The organism is Curtobacterium oceanosedimentum, from assembly GCF_020297365.1.
Lineage (GTDB): Bacteria > Actinomycetota > Actinomycetes > Actinomycetales > Microbacteriaceae > Curtobacterium.
The window spans coordinates 1-17,922 of record NZ_JAIXIG010000008.1; the positions used below are offsets into that span (position 1 = coordinate 1).

Consider the following 17,922-nt stretch of genomic DNA (forward strand, 5'->3'; position numbering starts at 1 on the left):
CTGGGAACGCCCGAACGCCGACACCGGGCTGCACTTCAGCTACTTCATCCAGTGGTTCCTGTTCGCCGCCGGTGGCTTCGGGTTCCTGGCGTACGTGATGGTGCAGGAGTACCGGAACCTCAACCAGGACGACCCCGACGAACGCGAACGCGCCCAGGAGCGGCAGCGCCGCAAGGACGCCAAGCCGAAGACCGACGACGAGATCGAGGACGAACTCATCGCGTCCCGCCGCTGACACGGCCGTGCTCCGGGGCAGGAAGACGCCGTCGTCTCCGTATGACGCCTCCGGATCCGGCGGCGTCTCGACGACAGCGCGGCGTCCCCGCATGACGCCGTCGTCTCCGCGTGCCGGCACGCGACCACGCGACGGAGAGGAGGCCCGTGGCGGCGCCGCCACGGGCCTCCCGTCCATCAGTGGGTCACGTCGGGAGGCGTGCCGCCCCGGCGCCGCCCCGCCTAGGCGAGCTCGATGAGCTCCGCGTAGTCCTTGTTCCAGTGGTCCTCGGTGCCGTCCGGCAGCAGCAGCACGCGCTCCGGGTTGAGCGCCTCGACCGCACCGGCATCGTGCGACACCAGGACGACGGCGCCCTCGAAGCCGGCCAGCGCGCCGAGGATCTCCTCGCGCGATGCCGGGTCCAGGTTGTTCGTCGGCTCGTCGAGCAGCAGCACGTTCGCACCCGAGACCACGATCATCGCGAGCGACAGTCGGGTCTTCTCACCGCCGGAGAGCACGCCGGCCTTCTTGTAGCCGTCGTCACCGGTGAACAGGAAGGACCCGAGGACACGACGGGCCTCGGTCTCGTTGAGCTCCGACGACGCCGACACCATGTTCTCGATGACGGTGCGGTTGACGTCGATGTTCTCGTGCTCCTGCGCGTAGTACCCGATGCGCAGACCGTGGCCGGGCAGGATCTCGCCGGTGTCGGGCTGGTCGGTGCCCGCGAGGATCCGCAGCAGCGTCGTCTTGCCGGCACCGTTGAAGCCGAGGATGACCACGCGCGAGCCGCGGTCGATCGCCAGGTCGACCCCGGCGAAGATCTCGAGCGACCCGTAGGACTTCGACAGGCCCTCGGCCATCAGCGGGGTGCGCCCGCACGGCACCGGGGTCGGGAACCGGAGCTTGGCGACGCGGTCGGCGACGCGCTCGTCCTCGAGGCCGGCGAGCAGCTTGTCGGCGCGCGCGACCATCTGGTGCGCCGCGGCGGCCTTCGACGCCTTCGCACCGAAGCGTGCGGCCTGGTCCTTGAGCGTCGCGGCCTTCTTCTCGGCGTTCGCGCGCTCCTTGCGGCGGCGCTCCTCGTCGGCGGCGCGCTGCCGCTGGTAGAGCTTCCACCCCATGTTGTAGACGTCGATCGACTGGCGATTGGCGTCGAGGTAGAAGACGCGGTTGACGACCTCGTCGACCAGCTCCACGTCGTGGGAGATGATGATGACGCCGCCGGCGTAGGTCTTCAGGTGCTCACGGAGCCACACGACCGAGTCGGCGTCCAGGTGGTTGGTCGGCTCGTCGAGGATCATCGTCTCGGCGTCCGAGAACAGGATCCGGGCGAGCTCGATGCGGCGGCGCTGACCACCCGAGAGCGTCTTGAGCTGCTGGTCGAGGATGCGGTCCGGCAGCTTGAGGTTCGAGGCGATCGACGCGGCCTCGGCCTCGGCCGCGTAGCCACCGAGCGCGTTGAACTGGTCGTCGAGCCGGCTGTACCGACGCATCGCCTTCTCGGCGACGGCGGGGTCGTCGCTCGCCATGTCGAGCGTCGCCAGCCGGATGCCCTCCACGAGCTCACCGAGCCCGCGGGCGTCGAGGATGCGCTTGCGCGCGGTCTCCTCCGGGTCGCCCGAGCGCGGGTCCTGCGGCAGGTACCCGATCTCGCCGCCGCGGTCGATGGTGCCGCCCGTCGGCTGGGTCTCCCCCGCCAGGGCCTTGGTCATCGTCGTCTTCCCCGCGCCGTTGCGGCCGACGAGTCCGATCTTGTCGCCCTTCTCGACACGGAAGGACACACCCTCCATGAGGAGACGAGCTCCGACGCGGATCTCGAGTTCGTGCACGGCAAGCACAGTGGACGTCCAATCAGTTGGTGGGTTTGCACAACGACGTGTGCGTGAGGTGCACCGCTACGCTGACGGGACCGATGGTTCCAGAACGGGACCAGCAGTCCATTCTAGGAGAATCCATGACGAACGCCACCGGGTTCGCTCCCCGCGCAGTCCTCGCCGACCGTCTGCGGACGCACGGGCTGGCCACCGACGCCGCCCTGGTCGCGGGTGGAGCCCTGTTCACCGCCGCGATGGCGCAGCTCGAGGTGCCGATGTGGCCGGTCCCGGTCACGGGGCAGACCCTGGCCGTGGTGCTCGTCGGTGCGACCCTCGGCGCGCGTCGCGGCATGCTCTCCCTGCTCGTCTACGCGGTCGCCGGACTCGCCGGCGCTCCGTTCTTCGCCGGCTTCTCGGGCGGGTTCGCCGCCCTGGCGTCGCCGAGCTTCGGCTACGTCCTCGGGTTCATCCCGGCCGCCGGCCTCGTCGGCTGGCTCGCGCGCCGCAACTGGGACCGCCACGTCGGTCGCGCGGCCGTGGCGATGCTCCTCGCGAGCGCGATCCCGTTCGTCACGGGTCTGCCCTACCTGGCCCTCGCGCTCGGCCAGCTCGGCGCGCCGAACGACCTGCAGTCCGTCCTCGCAGCCGGCCTGTACCCGTTCATCGTCGGCGGCGTCGCCAAGGCCCTCATCGCGGCGGGCGTCCTGCCCCTCGCGTGGAAGGCCCTCGGCCGCCGCTGACGCCTCGCACGATGACGGCCCCGCACCGATCGGTGCGGGGCCGTTCTGCGTCCGGTGCGGTGCGGTGCGCCGAAGGAGACACGCCGCGTGTGCGGCCCGTCGGACGGTCACGACTCCCCGTTACCCGGACCCCCGGTGGTCACGTCCGGTCGCCTGGCGCGCCGGCAGCCGACAGGGCGCGACCACTCGGCGAACGTGAGCGGGTGGTCACGACCGCTCGGCGGCGCGCCCCGCGCGTGGCGTGCGCACAGACGGACGGGAGGCGCCGTGCCAGCTGGCACCGCGCCTCCCGTCCGTCAAGGGGTCGCGACTAGATCGCGAACCCGAGGGCGCGCATCATCTCGCGCCCGTCGTCGGTGATCCGCTCCGGACCCCACGGCGGCATCCAGACCCAGTTGATGCGGAAGGCGTCCACGATGCCGTCGAGGGCGTTGGCGGTGTCGCCCTCGATGACGTCGGTCAGCGGGCAGCCGGCGCTGGTCAGCGTCATGCTGATGACCAGGGCGTTCGCCTCGTCGTCCCAGGCGAGGTCGTAGATCAGGCCGAGGTCGACGATGTTGACGCCGAGCTCCGGGTCCTGGACCTCCTTGAGGCCCTCGACGACCTCGTCGAACTTCTCGGGTGCGAGTGCCGCGATCATCAGGCCTGCGCCTCGGCGGCTGCGGCCTGCACGTAGCGGTCGTAGCCCTCGTTCTCCAGGCGATCGGCGAGCTCCGGGCCACCCTGCTCGGCGACCTTGCCCGCGACGAACACGTGCACGAAGTCGGGCTTGATGTAGCGGAGGATGCGCGTGTAGTGCGTGATGAGCAGCACGCCGAGGCCGGTGGCGGCCTTCGCGCGGTTGACGCCCTCGGACACGATCTTCAGCGCGTCGACGTCGAGGCCGGAGTCGGTCTCGTCGAGCACGGCGAACTTCGGCTTGAGGAGCTCGAGCTGCATGATCTCGTGGCGCTTCTTCTCGCCACCGGAGAAGCCCTCGTTGACGTTGCGCTCGGCGAACGACGCGTCCATCTTCAGGTCCGTCATCGACTGGCGGAGCTCCTTGATCCACCCGCGCAGGGCCGGGGCCTCGCCGTCGATCGCGGTCTTGGCGGTGCGCAGGAAGTTCGAGACCGTGACGCCGGGGATCTCGACCGGGTACTGCATCGCGAGGAACATGCCGGCACGGGCGCGCTCGTCGACGCTCATCGCCAGGACGTCCTCGCCGTCGAGGGTGATCGAGCCGCCGACCACGTTGTACCGCGGGTGCCCGGCGATCGTGTACGCCAGGGTCGACTTGCCGGAGCCGTTCGGCCCCATGATCGCGTGGATCTCGCCCTCGTTGATGGTGAGGTCGACACCCTTCAGGATCTCCTTGGTGCCCTGATCGGTGTCGATCGAGACCTTGAGATCACGGATTTCCAGAGTGGACATTGCGTTCCTTCGGTTGCAGCTGTGGTGCGGCGTCAGCCGCGGGAAGTGTGGGGACGACCGATGCCGGCCGCCGTCCGGTCAGTCGACCGGGACGACGTCCTGCACGTCGACGTAGACGTCGCCGTCACGGACCTCGACCCGGAACACCGGGACGGGCTCGTAGGCCGGGAAGTTCTGCGGCTTGCCGGTGGTCAGCGAGAAGCGCGACCCGTGGGCCCAGCACTCGAGCGCGTCACCCTCGACGAAGCCCTCGGCGAGCGAGATGTCGCCGTGGGTGCACGTGTCGCCGATGGCGTGGACGGTGCCCGCCGAGTCCTTGACGATCGCGACGGCGGTGCCGCCGACGACCACCCGCATCGGGCTGTCCACCGCGATGTCGGCTTCGGCGCAGACCTTCTCGGCCATCAGGCGTCGGCCCCCGTCGGAGCGGCCGTGGCCGGTGCCGGTGCTGCGACGGCCGTGCGGCCCTCGGCGAGTTCCTGCTCGACGGCCGCGATGAGGCGTTCCTCGAGCTCCGGTGCACCGATCTTCTGGATGATCTCGACCAGGAAGCCGAGCACGACCAGACGCCGGGCCTCTTCTTCCGGGATGCCACGGGCCTGCAGGTAGAACAGCTGCTCGTCGTCGAAGCGTCCGGTCGCACTCGCGTGCCCGGCGCCCTCGATGTTGCCCGTCTCGATCTCGAGGTTCGGGATGCTGTCGGCACGGGTGCCGTCCGTCAGCACGAGGTTGCGGTTCTGCTCGTACGAGTCCGTGCCGTCGCCGGCCCGGCCGATCAGCACGTCGCCGATCCACACCGTGTGCGCGCCCTCGCCCTGCAGCGCGCCCTTGTAGTTGACGCGGCCACGGGTGTTCGGTGCGTCGTGGTTCACGTACACCTGCTGCTCGATGTACTGACCGGCGTCGGCGAAGTACACGCCGTACATCTCGGTGTCGGCGCCCTGCGCACCCAGGTGCGTCGAGGGGTTCACCCGGACGACGTCGCCGCCGAGCGAGACAACGACGTGCTTGAGGAAGGCGTCACGGCCGACCTCGGCGAAGTGCGTGGAGACGTGCACGGCGTCGTCGTCCCAGTCCTGCAGGCTGACGACCGTGAGGCGCGCGCCCTCGTGGACGACGATCTCGACGTTCTCGCTCAGCAGCGCACTGCCGCGGTTGTCGAGCACGACGACGCCCTGCGCGTGCGCCTCGGCCGTGATGACCGTGTGCGCCGCACGGGGCTGGGGACCGAAGTCCGAACGGGTCAGCGTGATGAACTCGTTCGCCTCGGTCGCGGTGATCGTCACGGCGAGCACCGCGTCGCGGGAGGTCCAGGCCGCGGCCGCAGCGCGGTCCTCGGGCAGGCCAGCCGTACCGACGCGCGGGTCGTCGCTGCGACCCCACTCGACGTCGGCGCCCTCGGACTGACGCGCGAGGTACGGGTAGGCGGATCCGTCGAGCCCGCCGTCCAGCAGCGGCTGGAGCTTCGTCAGGGGCGCGAACTTCCAGTTGACCTCTCGGCCGGTGACCGTCGGGAACGCGTCGACGTCGCCGGACTGGAACCGCTCGGAGCGGGTCTGGACCGGGACCTTGGAGTCAGGGGCGTCCCAGCCGCCGTCGGAGTGGGCTCCGGCGCCGTGCTGGGTGCCACCCTGTGCGGAGGCAGCGGGCTCGATCGGCTGGTCGATGTGGGGAGGGGTGGTGCTGGACATCTAGCCGACGGATCCTTCCATGCTCATCTCGATGAGCTTGTTGAGTTCGAGTGCGTACTCCATCGGGAGCTCACGGGCGATCGGCTCGATGAACCCGCGGACGATCATCGCCATCGCCTCGTCCTCCGCCATCCCGCGGGACATCAGGTAGAACAGCTGCTCCTCGCTGACGCGGGAGACGGTTGCCTCGTGCCCGAGCTGGACGTCGTCGACGCGGATGTCGATCGCCGGGTAGGTGTCGCTGCGGCTGATCGTGTCGACGAGCAGCGCGTCGCACCGGACCGTGTTGGCGGCGTGGTGCGCGGCCGGGTCGACCCGGACCTCACCGCGGTAGCCCGCACGACCGCCACCGCGTGCGATCGACTTCGAGACGATCGACGACGTCGTGTACGGCGCCATGTGGACCATCTTCGCGCCGGCGTCCTGGTGCTGGCCGGGGCCGGCGAAGGCGACGGACAGGGTCTCGCCCTTGGCGTGCTCACCGGCGAGGTAGATCGACGGGTACTTCATCGTCACCTTGGAGCCGATGTTGCCGTCGATCCACTCCATCGTGGCGCCCTCGTGCGCGATCGCACGCTTGGTCACCAGGTTGTAGACGTTGTTCGACCAGTTCTGGATCGTCGTGTAGCGCACGCGGGCGTTCTTCTTCACGATGATCTCGACGACGGCCGAGTGCAGCGAGTCCGACTTGTAGATCGGGGCGGTGCAGCCCTCGATGTAGTGGACGTACGAGTCCTCGTCCGCGATGATCAGCGTCCGCTCGAACTGGCCCATGTTCTCGGTGTTGATCCGGAAGTAGGCCTGCAGCGGGATCTCGACGTGCACGCCCTTCGGCACGTAGACGAAGGACCCACCGGACCAGACGGCCGTGTTCAGCGCGGCGAACTTGTTGTCGCCGGCCGGGATCACGGTGCCGAAGTACTCCTCGAACAGCTCCGGGTGCTCGCGCAGCGCCGTGTCGGTGTCCATGAAGATGACGCCCTGCTCCTCCAGGTCCTCGCGGATCTGGTGGTAGACGACCTCGGACTCGTACTGGGCGGCGACGCCTGCGACCAGGCGCTGGCGCTCGGCCTCCGGGATGCCGAGCTTCTCGTACGTCTCGCGGATGTCCTCGGGGAGGTCCTCCCACGACTGCGCCTGCTTCTCGGTGGAGCGCACGAAGTACTTGATGTTGTCGAAGTCGATGCCCGTCAGGTCGGCACCCCACGTCGGCATCGGCTTGCGGCCGAAGAGCTGCAGCCCCTTGAGGCGGTTCTTCCGCATCCACTCGGGCTCGTCCTTGAGGGCGGAGATGTCGGTGACGACCTCTTCCGAGATCCCACGACGGGCGGAGGCCCCGGCCGAGTCGGAGTCGGACCAGCCGAACTCGTATTGGCCGAGCCCTTCGAGCTCTGGACGGTCGATGAGCACGTCGGACATGGTCTCCTCGTTTCCTTCTCGCGGACAGCGTTCTCAGGTGTGAACCCGTGGCGTCTGGACGCCATTCCACCGCAGACCGCCGACAGGCGGACACGGTGCTGCTCCCTCGCAACGACAATGGTTCCACGCAGTCCGTGGAGTGATCGGCGATCACGGCCCATTCGGAGCCGGCGCCTGCCTAGACTTGACTGCTGCTGAACCCTCGAATCCTACAGGTTCACTGCACGGAACAACAGGAAGGCACCACCCTCGTGACACGCGTCGGATCCCCCGTCGAGCAGGACGTCCGGACCGGACGGTGGTGGTCGCTCCCCCGCGTCGTCGACCGCCGGGTGGTCGCGCTGGCCTGGGCGTCGTTGGTCGTCGAGGTCGTGCTCATCGGCACCGGCGGCCTCGTGCGCCTCACCGCGTCGGGCCTCGGGTGCCCGACCTGGCCCAAGTGCACGGCCGACTCGCTGGTCTCGACGCCCGAGATGGGCGTCCACGGGGTCATCGAGTTCGGCAACCGACTGCTGACGTTCGTGCTCGTGATCGTGGCCGTCGCGATGTTCCTGTCGGTGGTGCGGATGCTCCGGACGCGTCCCGAACTCTTCTGGCTGGCGTTCGCCCAGGGCGTCGCGATCCCGGTGCAGGCCGTCATCGGCGGCATGAGCGTCTGGACGAACCTGAACCCGTTCGTGGTCGGTCTGCACTTCGTCGTCTCGGCGGCGCTCACCTCGGTCACCGCCGCCCTGGTCTACCGCACCTCGAACGGTCCGCGCACCGACGAGCGCCTGGTGCCCGGTTGGTACACCGGCGTCCTGCGCGGCACGATCGCCGCCGTCGTCGTCACCGTCCTCGTCGGCATCCTCACCACCGGCAGCGGACCGCACGCCGGTGCGGACGCCGCCGTCGACGGTGGTCGACTGCACCGCACCGGGTTCGACCCCGCGGTGATGGAGCACCTGCACGCCTGGCCCGCCTACGCCCTCTTCGCACTGACCCTCGTGCTCGTGGTCGGTGCCGTGCGGCTCGGTCGCCCGAGCAGGTGGCCGCTGCTGCTGCTCGTCGTCGAGTTCCTGCAGATCGCGGTCGGCCTGACCCAGGCGCGGACCGGGCTGCCCGTCGGGCTCGTCGGGACGCACATGGTGCTCGCCGGGCTGCTCGTCGGCGCCGTCACGGTCGTGGCACTCTCGACGCGTGGTTCGGCCGGCCGCTCGGCTGTCCGGGAGTCCGTCCGGGAGTCCGTCGCCGCCTGACGCCCGGGCGCGTCGCGCGCTCGACACCCGTTCTCCGACACCCCACGAGTCGATCGTCTCGTGGGGTGTCGTGCATCCGGACGGCGCCGGGCGGGTGGGTGCCGACGTGGGACGACAGTGTCGTCGTCGCACGACATCGGTTCTGTCGCGGTCCCGTGTGCGCGGGTCCGGTGCCGCGCTCGGACGACACTGTCGTCGTCGCACGACATCGGCGTCGTCGCACTGCGTCCGCCCCGCGGCCGACGGTCGCGGCGCCGGCCTGGAGGCCCGTGGCGGGCCCGCACCGCGCCTCCAGGCCGACGCGTGCACAGCGCGAGACGCCGGCGTCACGGCGGGTGGGTGCCGGGTGTGCGGCCCGGACGCCGGCGTCATGGCTCGGCGCCGTGGGTGTGCGGCGGTGGACGCCGGCGTCCCGGCGGGCGCCGCCGAACGTGCGAGACGCCGCCGGAAACGGCGGCGTCTCGGCGGCAGGGCGGCGCGTCGGGACGACGCCGGCGTGTCAGCACGGTGCCGGCGTCTCAGCACGACGCCGGCGTCGAGCCACCGGCCCGCGCCCGCGCCCCTAGAAGCTGAAGACCTGCGGCAGCAGCGGGTCGATGCCCACCGCGATGAACAGCAGCGTCAGGTACGTGATCGAGCTGTGGAAGACCCGCATCGGCTGCACGTGCTCGACGTGCTGGATCGCCCGCGAGTACAGGCGGTGCGACTCGACGACGAACCAGATGCCGCCGGCCAGCGCGACCACGGTGTAGAGCGGGCCCATGTCCGCCACCGGGATGAGCAGCAGCGAGCAGACCAGGGTCGCCCAGGCGTACAGCACGACCTGCAGGCCGACGACCGTGCGGCCGCGCACGACCGCGAGCATCGGCACGTCGGCGGCGTCGTAGTCGTCGCGGTACTTCATCGACAGCGGCCAGTAGTGCGGCGGCGTCCACAGGAAGATGACCATGAACAGGATGATCGGGGTCCAGGTCAGCGAACCGGTCACGCCCGCCCAGCCGATGAGCACCGGCATGCAGCCGGCCGAGCCGCCCCAGACGATGTTCTGCGGCGTGCGGCGCTTGAGCCACAGCGTGTAGACGAACACGTAGATCAGGATCGCGACGACGCTCAGCGCGGCGGCGAGCCAGTTGACCAGGAAGCCGAGCACCGCGGTCGACAGGATGCCGAGCACCCACGAGAACACCAGGGCCTCGCGGTCGGAGAGCTCCCCCGTGACGAGCGGGCGCGTGCTCGTGCGCTTCATGAGCCGGTCGATGTCGCGGTCGATGTAGCAGTTGAAGGCCGACGCCGACCCCGCCGACATCGCGCCGCCGAGCATCGTCCAGAAGACCAGCCACAGGTCGGGCACGCCGCGCTCGGCCAGGAACATCGTCGGCGCCGTGGTGACGAGCAGCAGCTCCATCACGCGCGGCTTCGTCAACGAGACGTACGCACGGACCTTGCGGGACAGCCGCGACCGGGGTCGGTCGGTGTCGGGCCGGGTCACGGTGGCAGTCGGCAAGAGAACCTCAGTCTGTTCGCATCAGCTCGCACACTCGGTGGACGACTGCGGCGGCGTCCGGGCATGCGCTGACCCGGAATGACCACGGGTCCCGAGCAGTTTACGGGATGGAAGCGCCGCGATGGTGCCCCGCTTCGCCGTCCGGACCGGATCCGGACGACGCCGACACGCCCGAGCCGCTGTCCCAGCTCGGTCCGGACGCGCACATCGGGGGTCACCTGAACCCCTTCTGAGTGCCGGGTCACTATGCTGGAGAGGCCCTCCCGCAGTGCGCGCCCCGATGACGTCGGCCGCGATGAGCCGGTCGGCCGCCGCTCGACGGCGACACGACTCGGCCCCGGGATGGCCACATGTCCGTGCGATGGCACGAGCCCTCGCACATGTCGCATCAAGAAGGGTCAACATCCAAGTGGCTGAATTCACCTGGGACGCCATCGACCGGAAGGCCGTCGACACGGCCCGCGTTCTCGCCGCCGACTCGGTCGAGGCCGCCGGCAACGGTCACCCCGGCACCGCGATGAGCCTCGCTCCGCTCGCACACCTGCTCTTCCAGAAGGTGATGCGGCGCGACCCGAGCGACTCCACCTGGATCGGCCGCGACCGCTTCATCCTCTCCGCCGGTCACGCCTCGATCCTCCAGTACGTGCAGTTCTACCTGCACGGCTACGGTCTCGAGCTCGAGGACCTGCAGCACCTGCGCAAGTGGGGCTCGAAGACCCCGGGTCACCCGGAGTACGGCCACACCGACGGCGTCGAGATCACCACCGGCCCGCTCGGCCAGGGCCTCGCCTCCGCCGTGGGCTTCGGCTACGCGCAGCGCTTCGAGCGCGGCCTGTTCGACCCGGAGACCGCCGACGGCGAGTCGCCGTTCGACCACTACACCTACGTGATCGCCGGTGACGGCGACATGCAGGAGGGCGTCACGAACGAGGCCGCCAGCCTCGCCGGCCGCCAGCAGCTCGGTCGCCTGGTCGTCTTCTACGACTCGAACCAGATCTCGATCGAGGACGACACCGACATCTCCTTCTCGGAGAGCGTCCCGGACCGCTACGAGGCGCTCGGCTGGCACGTCCAGACCGTCGACTGGAAGCAGACCGGCGAGTACTCCGAGGACGCCGAGGCGCTCTTCGCCGCCGTCGAGGCCGCCAAGGCCGTCTCCGACAAGCCGTCGCTCATCGTCCTCAAGACGATCATCGGCTGGCCGTCGCCGACCAAGCAGAACTCCGGCAAGATCCACGGCTCCGCGCTCGGCGCCGACGAGCTGAAGGGCCTCAAGGAGGTCCTCGGCTTCGACCCCGAGAAGACCTTCGACGTCGACCCCGAGGTGCTCGAGTACACCCGCGGCGCGATCGCCAAGGGCCAGGAGCAGCACGCCGAGTGGCAGAAGAGCTTCGACGCGTGGGCCTCGGCCAACCCGGAGAAGAAGGCGATGCTCGACCGCATCAACGCGGGCGAGCTCCCCGAGGGCCTCGAGGAGGCGCTCCCCGTCTTCCCGACCGACAAGGCCGTGTCGACCCGCGCCGCCTCCGGCAAGGTCATCAACGCCATCGCGCCGCTCATGCCCGAGTTCTGGGGCGGTTCGGCGGACCTCGCCGAGTCGAACCTCACCACGATCGAGGACGCCAAGTCCTTCGGTCCGGCCGAGGCCTCGACGAAGACCTGGAGCACCGACCCGTACGGCCGCGTGCTGCACTTCGGCATCCGCGAGCACGCGATGGGCTCGATCCTGTCGGGCATCGTCCTGCACGGGAACACCCGCCCCTTCGGTGGCACGTTCCTCATCTTCAGCGACTACATGCGCCCGGCCGTCCGTCTCGCCGCGCTCATGCAGGCGCCGGCGATCTACGTCTGGACGCACGACTCGGTCGCCCTCGGCGAGGACGGCCCGACGCACCAGCCGATCGAGCAGATCTCGTCGCTCCGCGCGATCCCCGGTCTCGACGTGGTCCGCCCCGCCGACGCCAACGAGGTCGCGTACGCCTGGTTCGAGATGCTCAAGCACACCGACCGCCCGGCCGGCATCGCGCTGAGCCGCCAGAACCTGCCCGTGTTCGAGCGTGGTGACGGCGACGCCTCCGGCGAGGTCTTCGCCTCGGCGAAGAACGTCGGCAAGGGCGCGTACGTCCTGGCCGAGGCGCCGAACGGCACCCCGGACGTGATCCTCATCGCGACCGGTTCCGAGGTCCAGATCGCCGTCGAGGCGCGCGAGCAGCTCAAGGGCGAGGGCGTCAACGCCCGCGTCGTGAGCGCCCCGTCGCTCGAGTGGTTCTTCGAGCAGCCCGAGTCCTACCGCGAGCAGGTCCTGCCGAAGGCCGTCACCGCACGCGTCTCGGTCGAGGCCGGCATCGCCATGAGCTGGCGCGACATCGTCGGCGACAAGGGCCGCAGCGTCTCGATCGAGCACTTCGGTGCCTCGGCCGACTACCAGACGCTCTTCAAGGAGTTCGGCTTCACGACGGAGCACGTCGTGGCCGCCGCGAAGGAATCGATCGCGGCTTCCTGATCCCTCGAGGGCCGGGTCCGGTTCACCGGATCCGGCCCTTCGTCCGGGAGGCCCGGCGCGGTTCCGCCCCGGGCCTCCCGTCCCAAGACCCCGACACCACGGCCCGTCCGGGCCGGTCGACGAAAGAAGAAGAGAAACACATGGCTGACACCACCCCCACCGCCGCCCTCTCCGCGGTCGGCGTGAGCATCTGGCTCGACGACCTCTCCCGTGAGCTCCTCGAGACCGGCAAGCTCACCGAGCTCATCGAGCAGAAGAACGTCGTCGGTGTGACGACGAACCCCACCATCTTCGCCTCGGCCCTGGCCAAGGGCGAGCGCTACGACTCGCAGGTCAAGGAGCTGGCCGCCGCCGGCACCGACGTCACCTCGGCGATCTTCGAGATCACCACGCAGGACGTCGCGAACGCGTCCGACGTGTTCAAGCCGATCTACGACGAGACCAAGGGCTTCGACGGCCGCGTGTCGATCGAGGTCGAGCCGGGCCTGGCGCACGAGACCGCCAAGACCATCGAGCAGGCGAAGTTCCTGTTCGAGAAGGTCGGTCGCGAGAACGTCCTCATCAAGATCCCGGCGACGCTCGAGGGCCTCGAGGCCATCACCGAGGTCATCGGTGCCGGCATCTCCGTCAACGTCACCCTCATCTTCTCGCTCGAGCGCTACCGCGCCGTCATCGACGCCTACCTCGGCGGGCTCGAGAAGGCCAAGGCCGCCGGCCACGACCTGTCGAAGATCCACTCGGTCGCCTCGTTCTTCGTGTCGCGCGTCGACTCCGAGATCGACAAGCGCCTCGACGCCGTCGGTACCGACGAGGCCACGGCCCTCAAGTCGAAGGCCGGCATCGCCAACGCGCAGCTCGCCTACCAGGTCTGGACCGAGGCGTTCGCCTCCGAGCGCGCCCTCGGCCTGCTCGAGTCCGGTGCGAACACGCAGCGCCCGCTGTGGGCCTCCACCGGTGTGAAGGACCCGTCGCTCCCCGACACGCTCTACGTGACCGAGCTCGCGGCGCCGAACACCGTCAACACCATGCCGGGTAAGACGCTCGACGCGACCTTCGACCACGGCGAGATCCACGGCGACGCGATCGCGGGCTCGTTCGACGACGCGCAGCAGGTCCTCGACCAGATCGCCGCGCAGGGCGTGGACTACGACGAGGTCGTGGCGCTGCTCGAGAAGGAGGGCGTGGACAAGTTCAACGTCTCCTGGGGCGAGCTCGTCGACACCGTGAAGACCGCGCTCGAGGGCGCCAAGTAGTGACGGTTTCCATCGCAGCCAGCGGCGACGCCGCGCGGGCCATCGACCAGGTGGTCCCGCGGCTCGTCGCTGACCTGGTGGCCTCGGGCATCACCGCCCAGGACGCCGACCTGTGGGGATCCGACGCCGAGGCCGAGGCGTCGAAGCGCCTCGGCTGGGTGGAGGCCGTCTCGGTCTCCCGCCCGCTCGTCGCCGAGGTGACCGCGCTGCGCGAGTCGCTGCATGCCGACGGGGTCGACCACGTCGTCCTCGCCGGCATGGGCGGCTCGTCCCTGGCGCCCGAGGTCATCGCCCGCACCGCCGGCGTGCCCCTGACGGTCCTCGACTCGACGGATCCCGCCCAGGTGCGCGCCGCCGTCTCGACCGACCTCGAGCGCACCGTGCTCGTGGTGTCGTCGAAGTCCGGCTCCACGCTCGAGACCGACTCGCAGCGTCGCGTCTACGAGCAGGCGTTCCGCGACGCCGGCATCGACCCGGCCCGTCGCATCGTGGTCGTCACTGACCCGGGTTCCGCGCTCGAGGCCACCGCGGTCGACGCCGGCTACCGCGTCTTCACCGCCGACCCCACCGTCGGCGGCCGCTACTCGGCACTCACGGCGTTCGGTCTCGTGCCGTCCGGCCTCGCCGGAGCGGACATCGCGGCGCTCCTCGACGAAGCCGACGCCATCTCGGCGCTGCTCTCCGTCGACCTCGACGAGAACCCCGGGCTCGTGCTCGGCGCGGTCCTCGCCGGCACCGCGCCCCTGCGCGACAAGATCGCCATCGTGCCCGACGGCACCCACATCGTCGGGTTCGGCGACTGGGTCGAGCAGCTGATCGCCGAGTCGACCGGCAAGGACGGCCGCGGACTGCTGCCCGTCGTGCTGCACCCCGACTCCCCCGAGGTCACCGCCGGCCTGCCGGACGTCCAGGTCATCCGCCTGGTCGGCTCGCGCGAGGACGAGCGCCACGTCGCCGAGGGCGAGGTCGAGATCACCGGCACGCTCGGTGGCCAGATCCTGGTCTGGGAGTACGCGGTCGCGATCGCCGGCCGACTGCTCGGCATCAACCCGTTCGACCAGCCGGACGTCGAGGCCGCCAAGGTCGCGAGCCGCGCGCTGCTCGACGACCGCCCCGAGCCGGCGGAGCCGGCGTTCACCGAGGACGGCGTCGCCGTCCGTGCGACGCCCGGACTCGCGGTCGGGACGACGCTCGCAGAAGCCGTGTCGGGCCTCCTGTCCGCACTCGACCCCACCGGCTACGTGTCGGTGCAGGCGTACGTCGACCGCACCGCGAACGGCGACCTCGAGTCGCTGCGCGACGCGATCGCGGAGCGCACGGCGCGCCCCGTCACCTTCGGGTACGGCCCGCGCTTCCTGCACTCGACCGGCCAGTACCACAAGGGCGGCCCCGCCACGGGAGTGTTCCTCCAGATCGTGGCCGACGAAGCGGAGGACCTGGCCATCCCGGGTCGACCGTTCACGTTCGGGCAGCTGCTCCGGGCCCAGGCCGCCGGCGACGCGAGTGTCCTCGCCGAGCACGGCCGGCCGGTCCTCACCCTCACGACGTCGGACGTCGGTGCCGCCACAGCGGCGATCGCGTCCGCCGTCTCCCACTGACCCGTAAGGAGTTCACCGACTCATGTCACCGGTGGCAATCACCCCGGAGCACAACCCGCTCCGGTTGCCGACGGATCGCCGACTGAACCGGATCGCGGGACCGAGCACGCTCATCATCTTCGGCGTGACAGGAGACCTGTCCCGCAAGAAGCTGATGCCCGCGGTCTACGACCTGGCCAACCGGGGGCTGCTGCCCCCGGGGTTCGCGCTCGTCGGTTTCGCCCGTCGCGACTGGGAGGACCAAGACTTCTCGCAGCTCGTGCACGACGCTGTCAAGGAGCACTCCCGGACCCCGTTCGACGAGGACGTCTGGCGTCAGCTCGAACAGGGCATCCGCTTCGTGCAGGGCTCGTTCGACGACCCCGAGGCCTTCCGTGAGCTGAAGCGCACGGTCGATGACCTCGACGCCGAACGCGGCACGCTCGGGAACCACGCGTTCTACCTGTCGATCCCGCCCAAGATGTTCCCGGTCGTCACCGAGCAGCTCAAGCTGTCCGGCCTGACCGAGAAGCGCGAGGGCTCCTGGAGCCGCGTGGTCGTCGAGAAGCCGTTCGGCTCCGACCTCCGCACCGCCCGCGAGCTCAACGCGATCGTCGAGAGCGTGTTCGCGCCCGACGACGTGTTCCGCATCGACCACTACCTCGGCAAGGAGACCGTCCAGAACCTGCTGACGCTCCGGTTCGCGAACCAGATGTACGAACCCATCTGGAACTCGAACTACGTCGACCACGTGCAGATCACGATGGCCGAGGACATCGGCGTCGCCGGACGTGCCGCCTACTACGACGGCATCGGTGCGGCGCGCGACGTCATCCAGAACCACCTGCTGCAGCTCCTCGCGCTCACCGCGATGGAGGAACCCGTCTCGTTCAAGGCCGCCGACCTGCGCGCCGAGAAGGAGAAGGTGCTCTCCGCCGTGCGCCTGCCCGAGGACCTGTCGACGGCCACCGCCCGCGGGCAGTACGCCGGCGGCTGGCAGGGCGGCGAGAAGGTGCTCGGCTTCCTCGACGAGGCCGGCATGGACCCGGAGTCCGGCACCGAGACGTACGCGGCGATCAAGCTCGACATCGCCACGCGACGCTGGCAGGGCGTGCCGTTCTACCTGCGCGCCGGCAAGCGCCTCGGCCGTCGTGTGACCGAGATCGCGATCGTGTTCAAGCGCGTCCCCGAGGACGTCTACGGCAACACGCAGTCGCCGCTCGGTCAGAACGCACTCGTGATCCGCGTGCAGCCGGACGAGGGCGTCACGCTCCGCTTCGGTTCGAAGGTCCCCGGCGTCGGCACCCAGGTGCGCGACGTGACGATGGACTTCGGCTACGGCCACGCGTTCACCGAGGCATCCCCCGAGGCGTACGAGCGACTCATCCTCGACGTGCTCCTCGGTGACCCGCCGCTGTTCCCGCGGCACCAGGAGGTCGAGCTCTCGTGGAAGATCCTCGACCCCATCGAGGAGTTCTGGGCCACGCAGGGCCAGCCCGAGCAGTACCGTCCCGGCACGTGGGGCCCGGCATCCGCCGACGCCCTGCTCGCCCGTGACGGTCGGACCTGGAGGCGTCCGTGAAGATCGACATGCCGGACACCACGGTGTCCAAGATCCAGAAGAAGCTCGTCCACATCCGCGAAGAGGGCGGCGCCGTCGCCCTCGGCCGTGTGCTGACCCTCATCATCTCGACGGCCCTGGGCCACGAGGAAGACGCGATCGAGGCCGCGAACGAGGCGTCCCGCGAGCACCCGATGCGCGTCATCATCGTGTCGAAGAACGACGGGGACACGAAGTCGCCCGGTCGTCTCGACGCGCAGATCCGCGTGGGCAGCGACGCGGGCGCCAGCGAGGTCATCGTGCTGCGCGCCTACGGGGAGACCGCGACCGACGAGGAGAGCCTGGTCACGGGCCTCCTGCTGCCGGACGCGCCCGTCGTCGCCTGGTGGCCGCAGAACGCTCCGGCGCAGCCGGCGGCCTCGGCCCTCGGCCGGATCGCCCAGCGCCGGATCACCGACGCCGCAGCGCAGAAGGACCCCGCGACGGCGATCGAGGCCCTCGGGGCGTCGTACGTGCCGGGTGACACCGACTTCGCGTGGACCCGGTTGACGCTCTGGCGGAACCAGCTCGCCGCGGCGCTCGACCAGCCGCCGTACGAGCCGATCACCGCGGTCGAGGTCTCGGGCGCGTCCGACAGCCCGTCGACGTTCCTGCTCGCCGCCTGGCTGCAGCTGCAGCTCGAGGTCCCGGTGTCGGTCGTCACGTCGCCCCGTGCGACGGGGTCGAGCGGCATCCACGGCGTCACGCTGACCCGCGAGTCCGGCACCATCGAGCTCGAGCGGTCCCTGGTGGACGTCGCGACGCTCTCGATGCCCGGGCAGCCGACGCACGACCTGTCGCTGCCACGCCGCAACCTGCGCGACTGCCTGGCCGAGGAACTCCGTAGACTCGACCCGGACGTCCTCTTCGGAGACGTCGTCAAGCACGGGGTGGCCCAGCTGCGCGAGACCATCGCCGGCTGAGCCCCACCCCACACGGTCGGGCCGCCTGTC

The 17,922-nt window shown here is 70.1% G+C and carries 14 protein-coding genes and 1 pseudogene; 8 read left to right on the top strand and 7 right to left on the bottom strand.

What is annotated here, in order from left to right; translation table 11 throughout:
* Positions 1-235: pseudogene (locus LEL83_RS05025) on the top strand (SURF1 family cytochrome oxidase biogenesis protein); the annotation flags it as partial.
* Between the two features lie 221 nt (positions 236-456).
* Here the strand turns inward: LEL83_RS05025 and LEL83_RS05030 are convergent.
* A complete protein-coding gene (locus tag LEL83_RS05030) occupies positions 457-2,055 on the bottom strand; it encodes an ABC-F family ATP-binding cassette domain-containing protein (RefSeq protein WP_198655923.1) in 1,599 nt (532 codons plus the stop codon).
* Between the two features lie 116 nt (positions 2,056-2,171).
* Here LEL83_RS05030 and LEL83_RS05035 point away from each other — a divergent pair, with 116 nt between their 5' ends.
* Positions 2,172-2,771, top strand: coding sequence for a biotin transporter BioY (locus LEL83_RS05035; RefSeq protein WP_198655924.1), 600 nt, complete (start codon positions 2,172-2,174; stop codon positions 2,769-2,771).
* 310 nt (positions 2,772-3,081) lie between these two features.
* On the opposite strand, the gene LEL83_RS05040 is transcribed toward LEL83_RS05035, so the two are convergent.
* The 5 genes from LEL83_RS05040 to sufB form a co-directional block, all read right to left on the bottom strand.
* The gene (locus LEL83_RS05040; RefSeq protein ID WP_198655925.1) at positions 3,082-3,411 is read right to left on the bottom strand and encodes a metal-sulfur cluster assembly factor; all 330 of its coding nucleotides are present in this window, start codon (positions 3,409-3,411) and stop codon (positions 3,082-3,084) included.
* Positions 3,411-4,184, bottom strand: coding sequence for a Fe-S cluster assembly ATPase SufC (sufC, locus tag LEL83_RS05045; RefSeq protein ID WP_225557994.1), 774 nt, complete (start codon positions 4,182-4,184; stop codon positions 3,411-3,413). The genes LEL83_RS05040 and sufC overlap by 1 nt, the downstream gene beginning before the upstream one ends.
* A 78-nt stretch (positions 4,185-4,262) precedes the next feature.
* The gene (locus tag LEL83_RS05050) at positions 4,263-4,589 is read right to left on the bottom strand and encodes a non-heme iron oxygenase ferredoxin subunit (RefSeq protein WP_372454437.1); all 327 of its coding nucleotides are present in this window, start codon (positions 4,587-4,589) and stop codon (positions 4,263-4,265) included.
* Positions 4,589-5,875, bottom strand: a complete 1,287-nt coding sequence (gene sufD, locus LEL83_RS05055; RefSeq protein WP_225557995.1) for a Fe-S cluster assembly protein SufD — start codon at positions 5,873-5,875, stop codon at positions 4,589-4,591. The genes LEL83_RS05050 and sufD overlap by 1 nt, the downstream gene beginning before the upstream one ends.
* Positions 5,876-7,294: a Fe-S cluster assembly protein SufB gene (gene sufB, locus LEL83_RS05060; protein ID WP_198655927.1), complete on the bottom strand. Its 1,419-nt coding sequence runs from the start codon at positions 7,292-7,294 to the stop codon at positions 5,876-5,878. It abuts the gene before it with no gap.
* A gap of 251 nt (positions 7,295-7,545) precedes the next feature.
* Between sufB and LEL83_RS05065 the strand changes: the two genes are divergently transcribed.
* A complete protein-coding gene (locus LEL83_RS05065) occupies positions 7,546-8,532 on the top strand; it encodes a COX15/CtaA family protein (protein ID WP_225557996.1) in 987 nt (328 codons plus the stop codon).
* Between the two features lie 562 nt (positions 8,533-9,094).
* Here LEL83_RS05065 and LEL83_RS05070 read toward each other — a convergent pair.
* Positions 9,095-10,021, bottom strand: coding sequence for a heme o synthase (locus LEL83_RS05070; protein ID WP_225557997.1), 927 nt, complete (start codon positions 10,019-10,021; stop codon positions 9,095-9,097).
* Positions 10,022-10,445: 424 nt separating this feature from the next.
* On the opposite strand from LEL83_RS05070, the gene tkt reads away from it, so the two are divergent.
* The 5 genes from tkt (at position 10,446) to LEL83_RS05095 (ending at position 17,892) form a co-directional block, all read left to right on the top strand.
* Entirely contained in the window at positions 10,446-12,539 is a 2,094-nt protein-coding gene (tkt, locus tag LEL83_RS05075; RefSeq protein ID WP_198655929.1) for a transketolase, read from the top strand.
* Between the two features lie 140 nt (positions 12,540-12,679).
* A complete protein-coding gene (gene tal / locus LEL83_RS05080) occupies positions 12,680-13,792 on the top strand; it encodes a transaldolase (protein ID WP_225557998.1) in 1,113 nt (370 codons plus the stop codon).
* On the top strand, positions 13,792-15,390 hold the full coding sequence (locus LEL83_RS05085; RefSeq protein WP_225557999.1) for a phosphoglucose isomerase-related protein: 1,599 nt from the start codon (positions 13,792-13,794) through the stop codon (positions 15,388-15,390). The genes tal and LEL83_RS05085 overlap by 1 nt, the downstream gene beginning before the upstream one ends.
* 22 nt (positions 15,391-15,412) lie before the next feature.
* Positions 15,413-16,951, top strand: coding sequence for a glucose-6-phosphate dehydrogenase (zwf, locus tag LEL83_RS05090; RefSeq protein ID WP_198655932.1), 1,539 nt, complete (start codon positions 15,413-15,415; stop codon positions 16,949-16,951).
* Positions 16,948-17,892: a glucose-6-phosphate dehydrogenase assembly protein OpcA gene (locus LEL83_RS05095; protein WP_225558000.1), complete on the top strand. Its 945-nt coding sequence runs from the start codon at positions 16,948-16,950 to the stop codon at positions 17,890-17,892. The genes zwf and LEL83_RS05095 overlap by 4 nt, the downstream gene beginning before the upstream one ends.
* Positions 17,893-17,922 lie beyond the last annotated feature (30 nt).

Excerpts from the sequence above, each read along its gene's own strand:
- LEL83_RS05035 (WP_198655924.1), top strand. The coding sequence starts at position 2,172 with ATGACGAACGCCACCGGGTTCGCTCCCCGCGCAGTCCTCGCCGACCGT.
- LEL83_RS05040 (WP_198655925.1), bottom strand. The coding sequence starts at position 3,411 with ATGATCGCGGCACTCGCACCCGAGAAGTTCGACGAGGTCGTCGAGGGC.
- sufC (WP_225557994.1), bottom strand. The coding sequence starts at position 4,184 with ATGTCCACTCTGGAAATCCGTGATCTCAAGGTCTCGATCGACACCGAT.
- LEL83_RS05050 (WP_372454437.1), bottom strand. The coding sequence starts at position 4,589 with ATGGCCGAGAAGGTCTGCGCCGAAGCCGACATCGCGGTGGACAGCCCG.
- sufD (WP_225557995.1), bottom strand. The coding sequence starts at position 5,875 with ATGTCCAGCACCACCCCTCCCCACATCGACCAGCCGATCGAGCCCGCT.
- sufB (WP_198655927.1), bottom strand. The coding sequence starts at position 7,294 with ATGTCCGACGTGCTCATCGACCGTCCAGAGCTCGAAGGGCTCGGCCAA.
- tal (WP_225557998.1), top strand. The coding sequence starts at position 12,680 with ATGGCTGACACCACCCCCACCGCCGCCCTCTCCGCGGTCGGCGTGAGC.
- zwf (WP_198655932.1), top strand. The coding sequence starts at position 15,413 with ATGTCACCGGTGGCAATCACCCCGGAGCACAACCCGCTCCGGTTGCCG.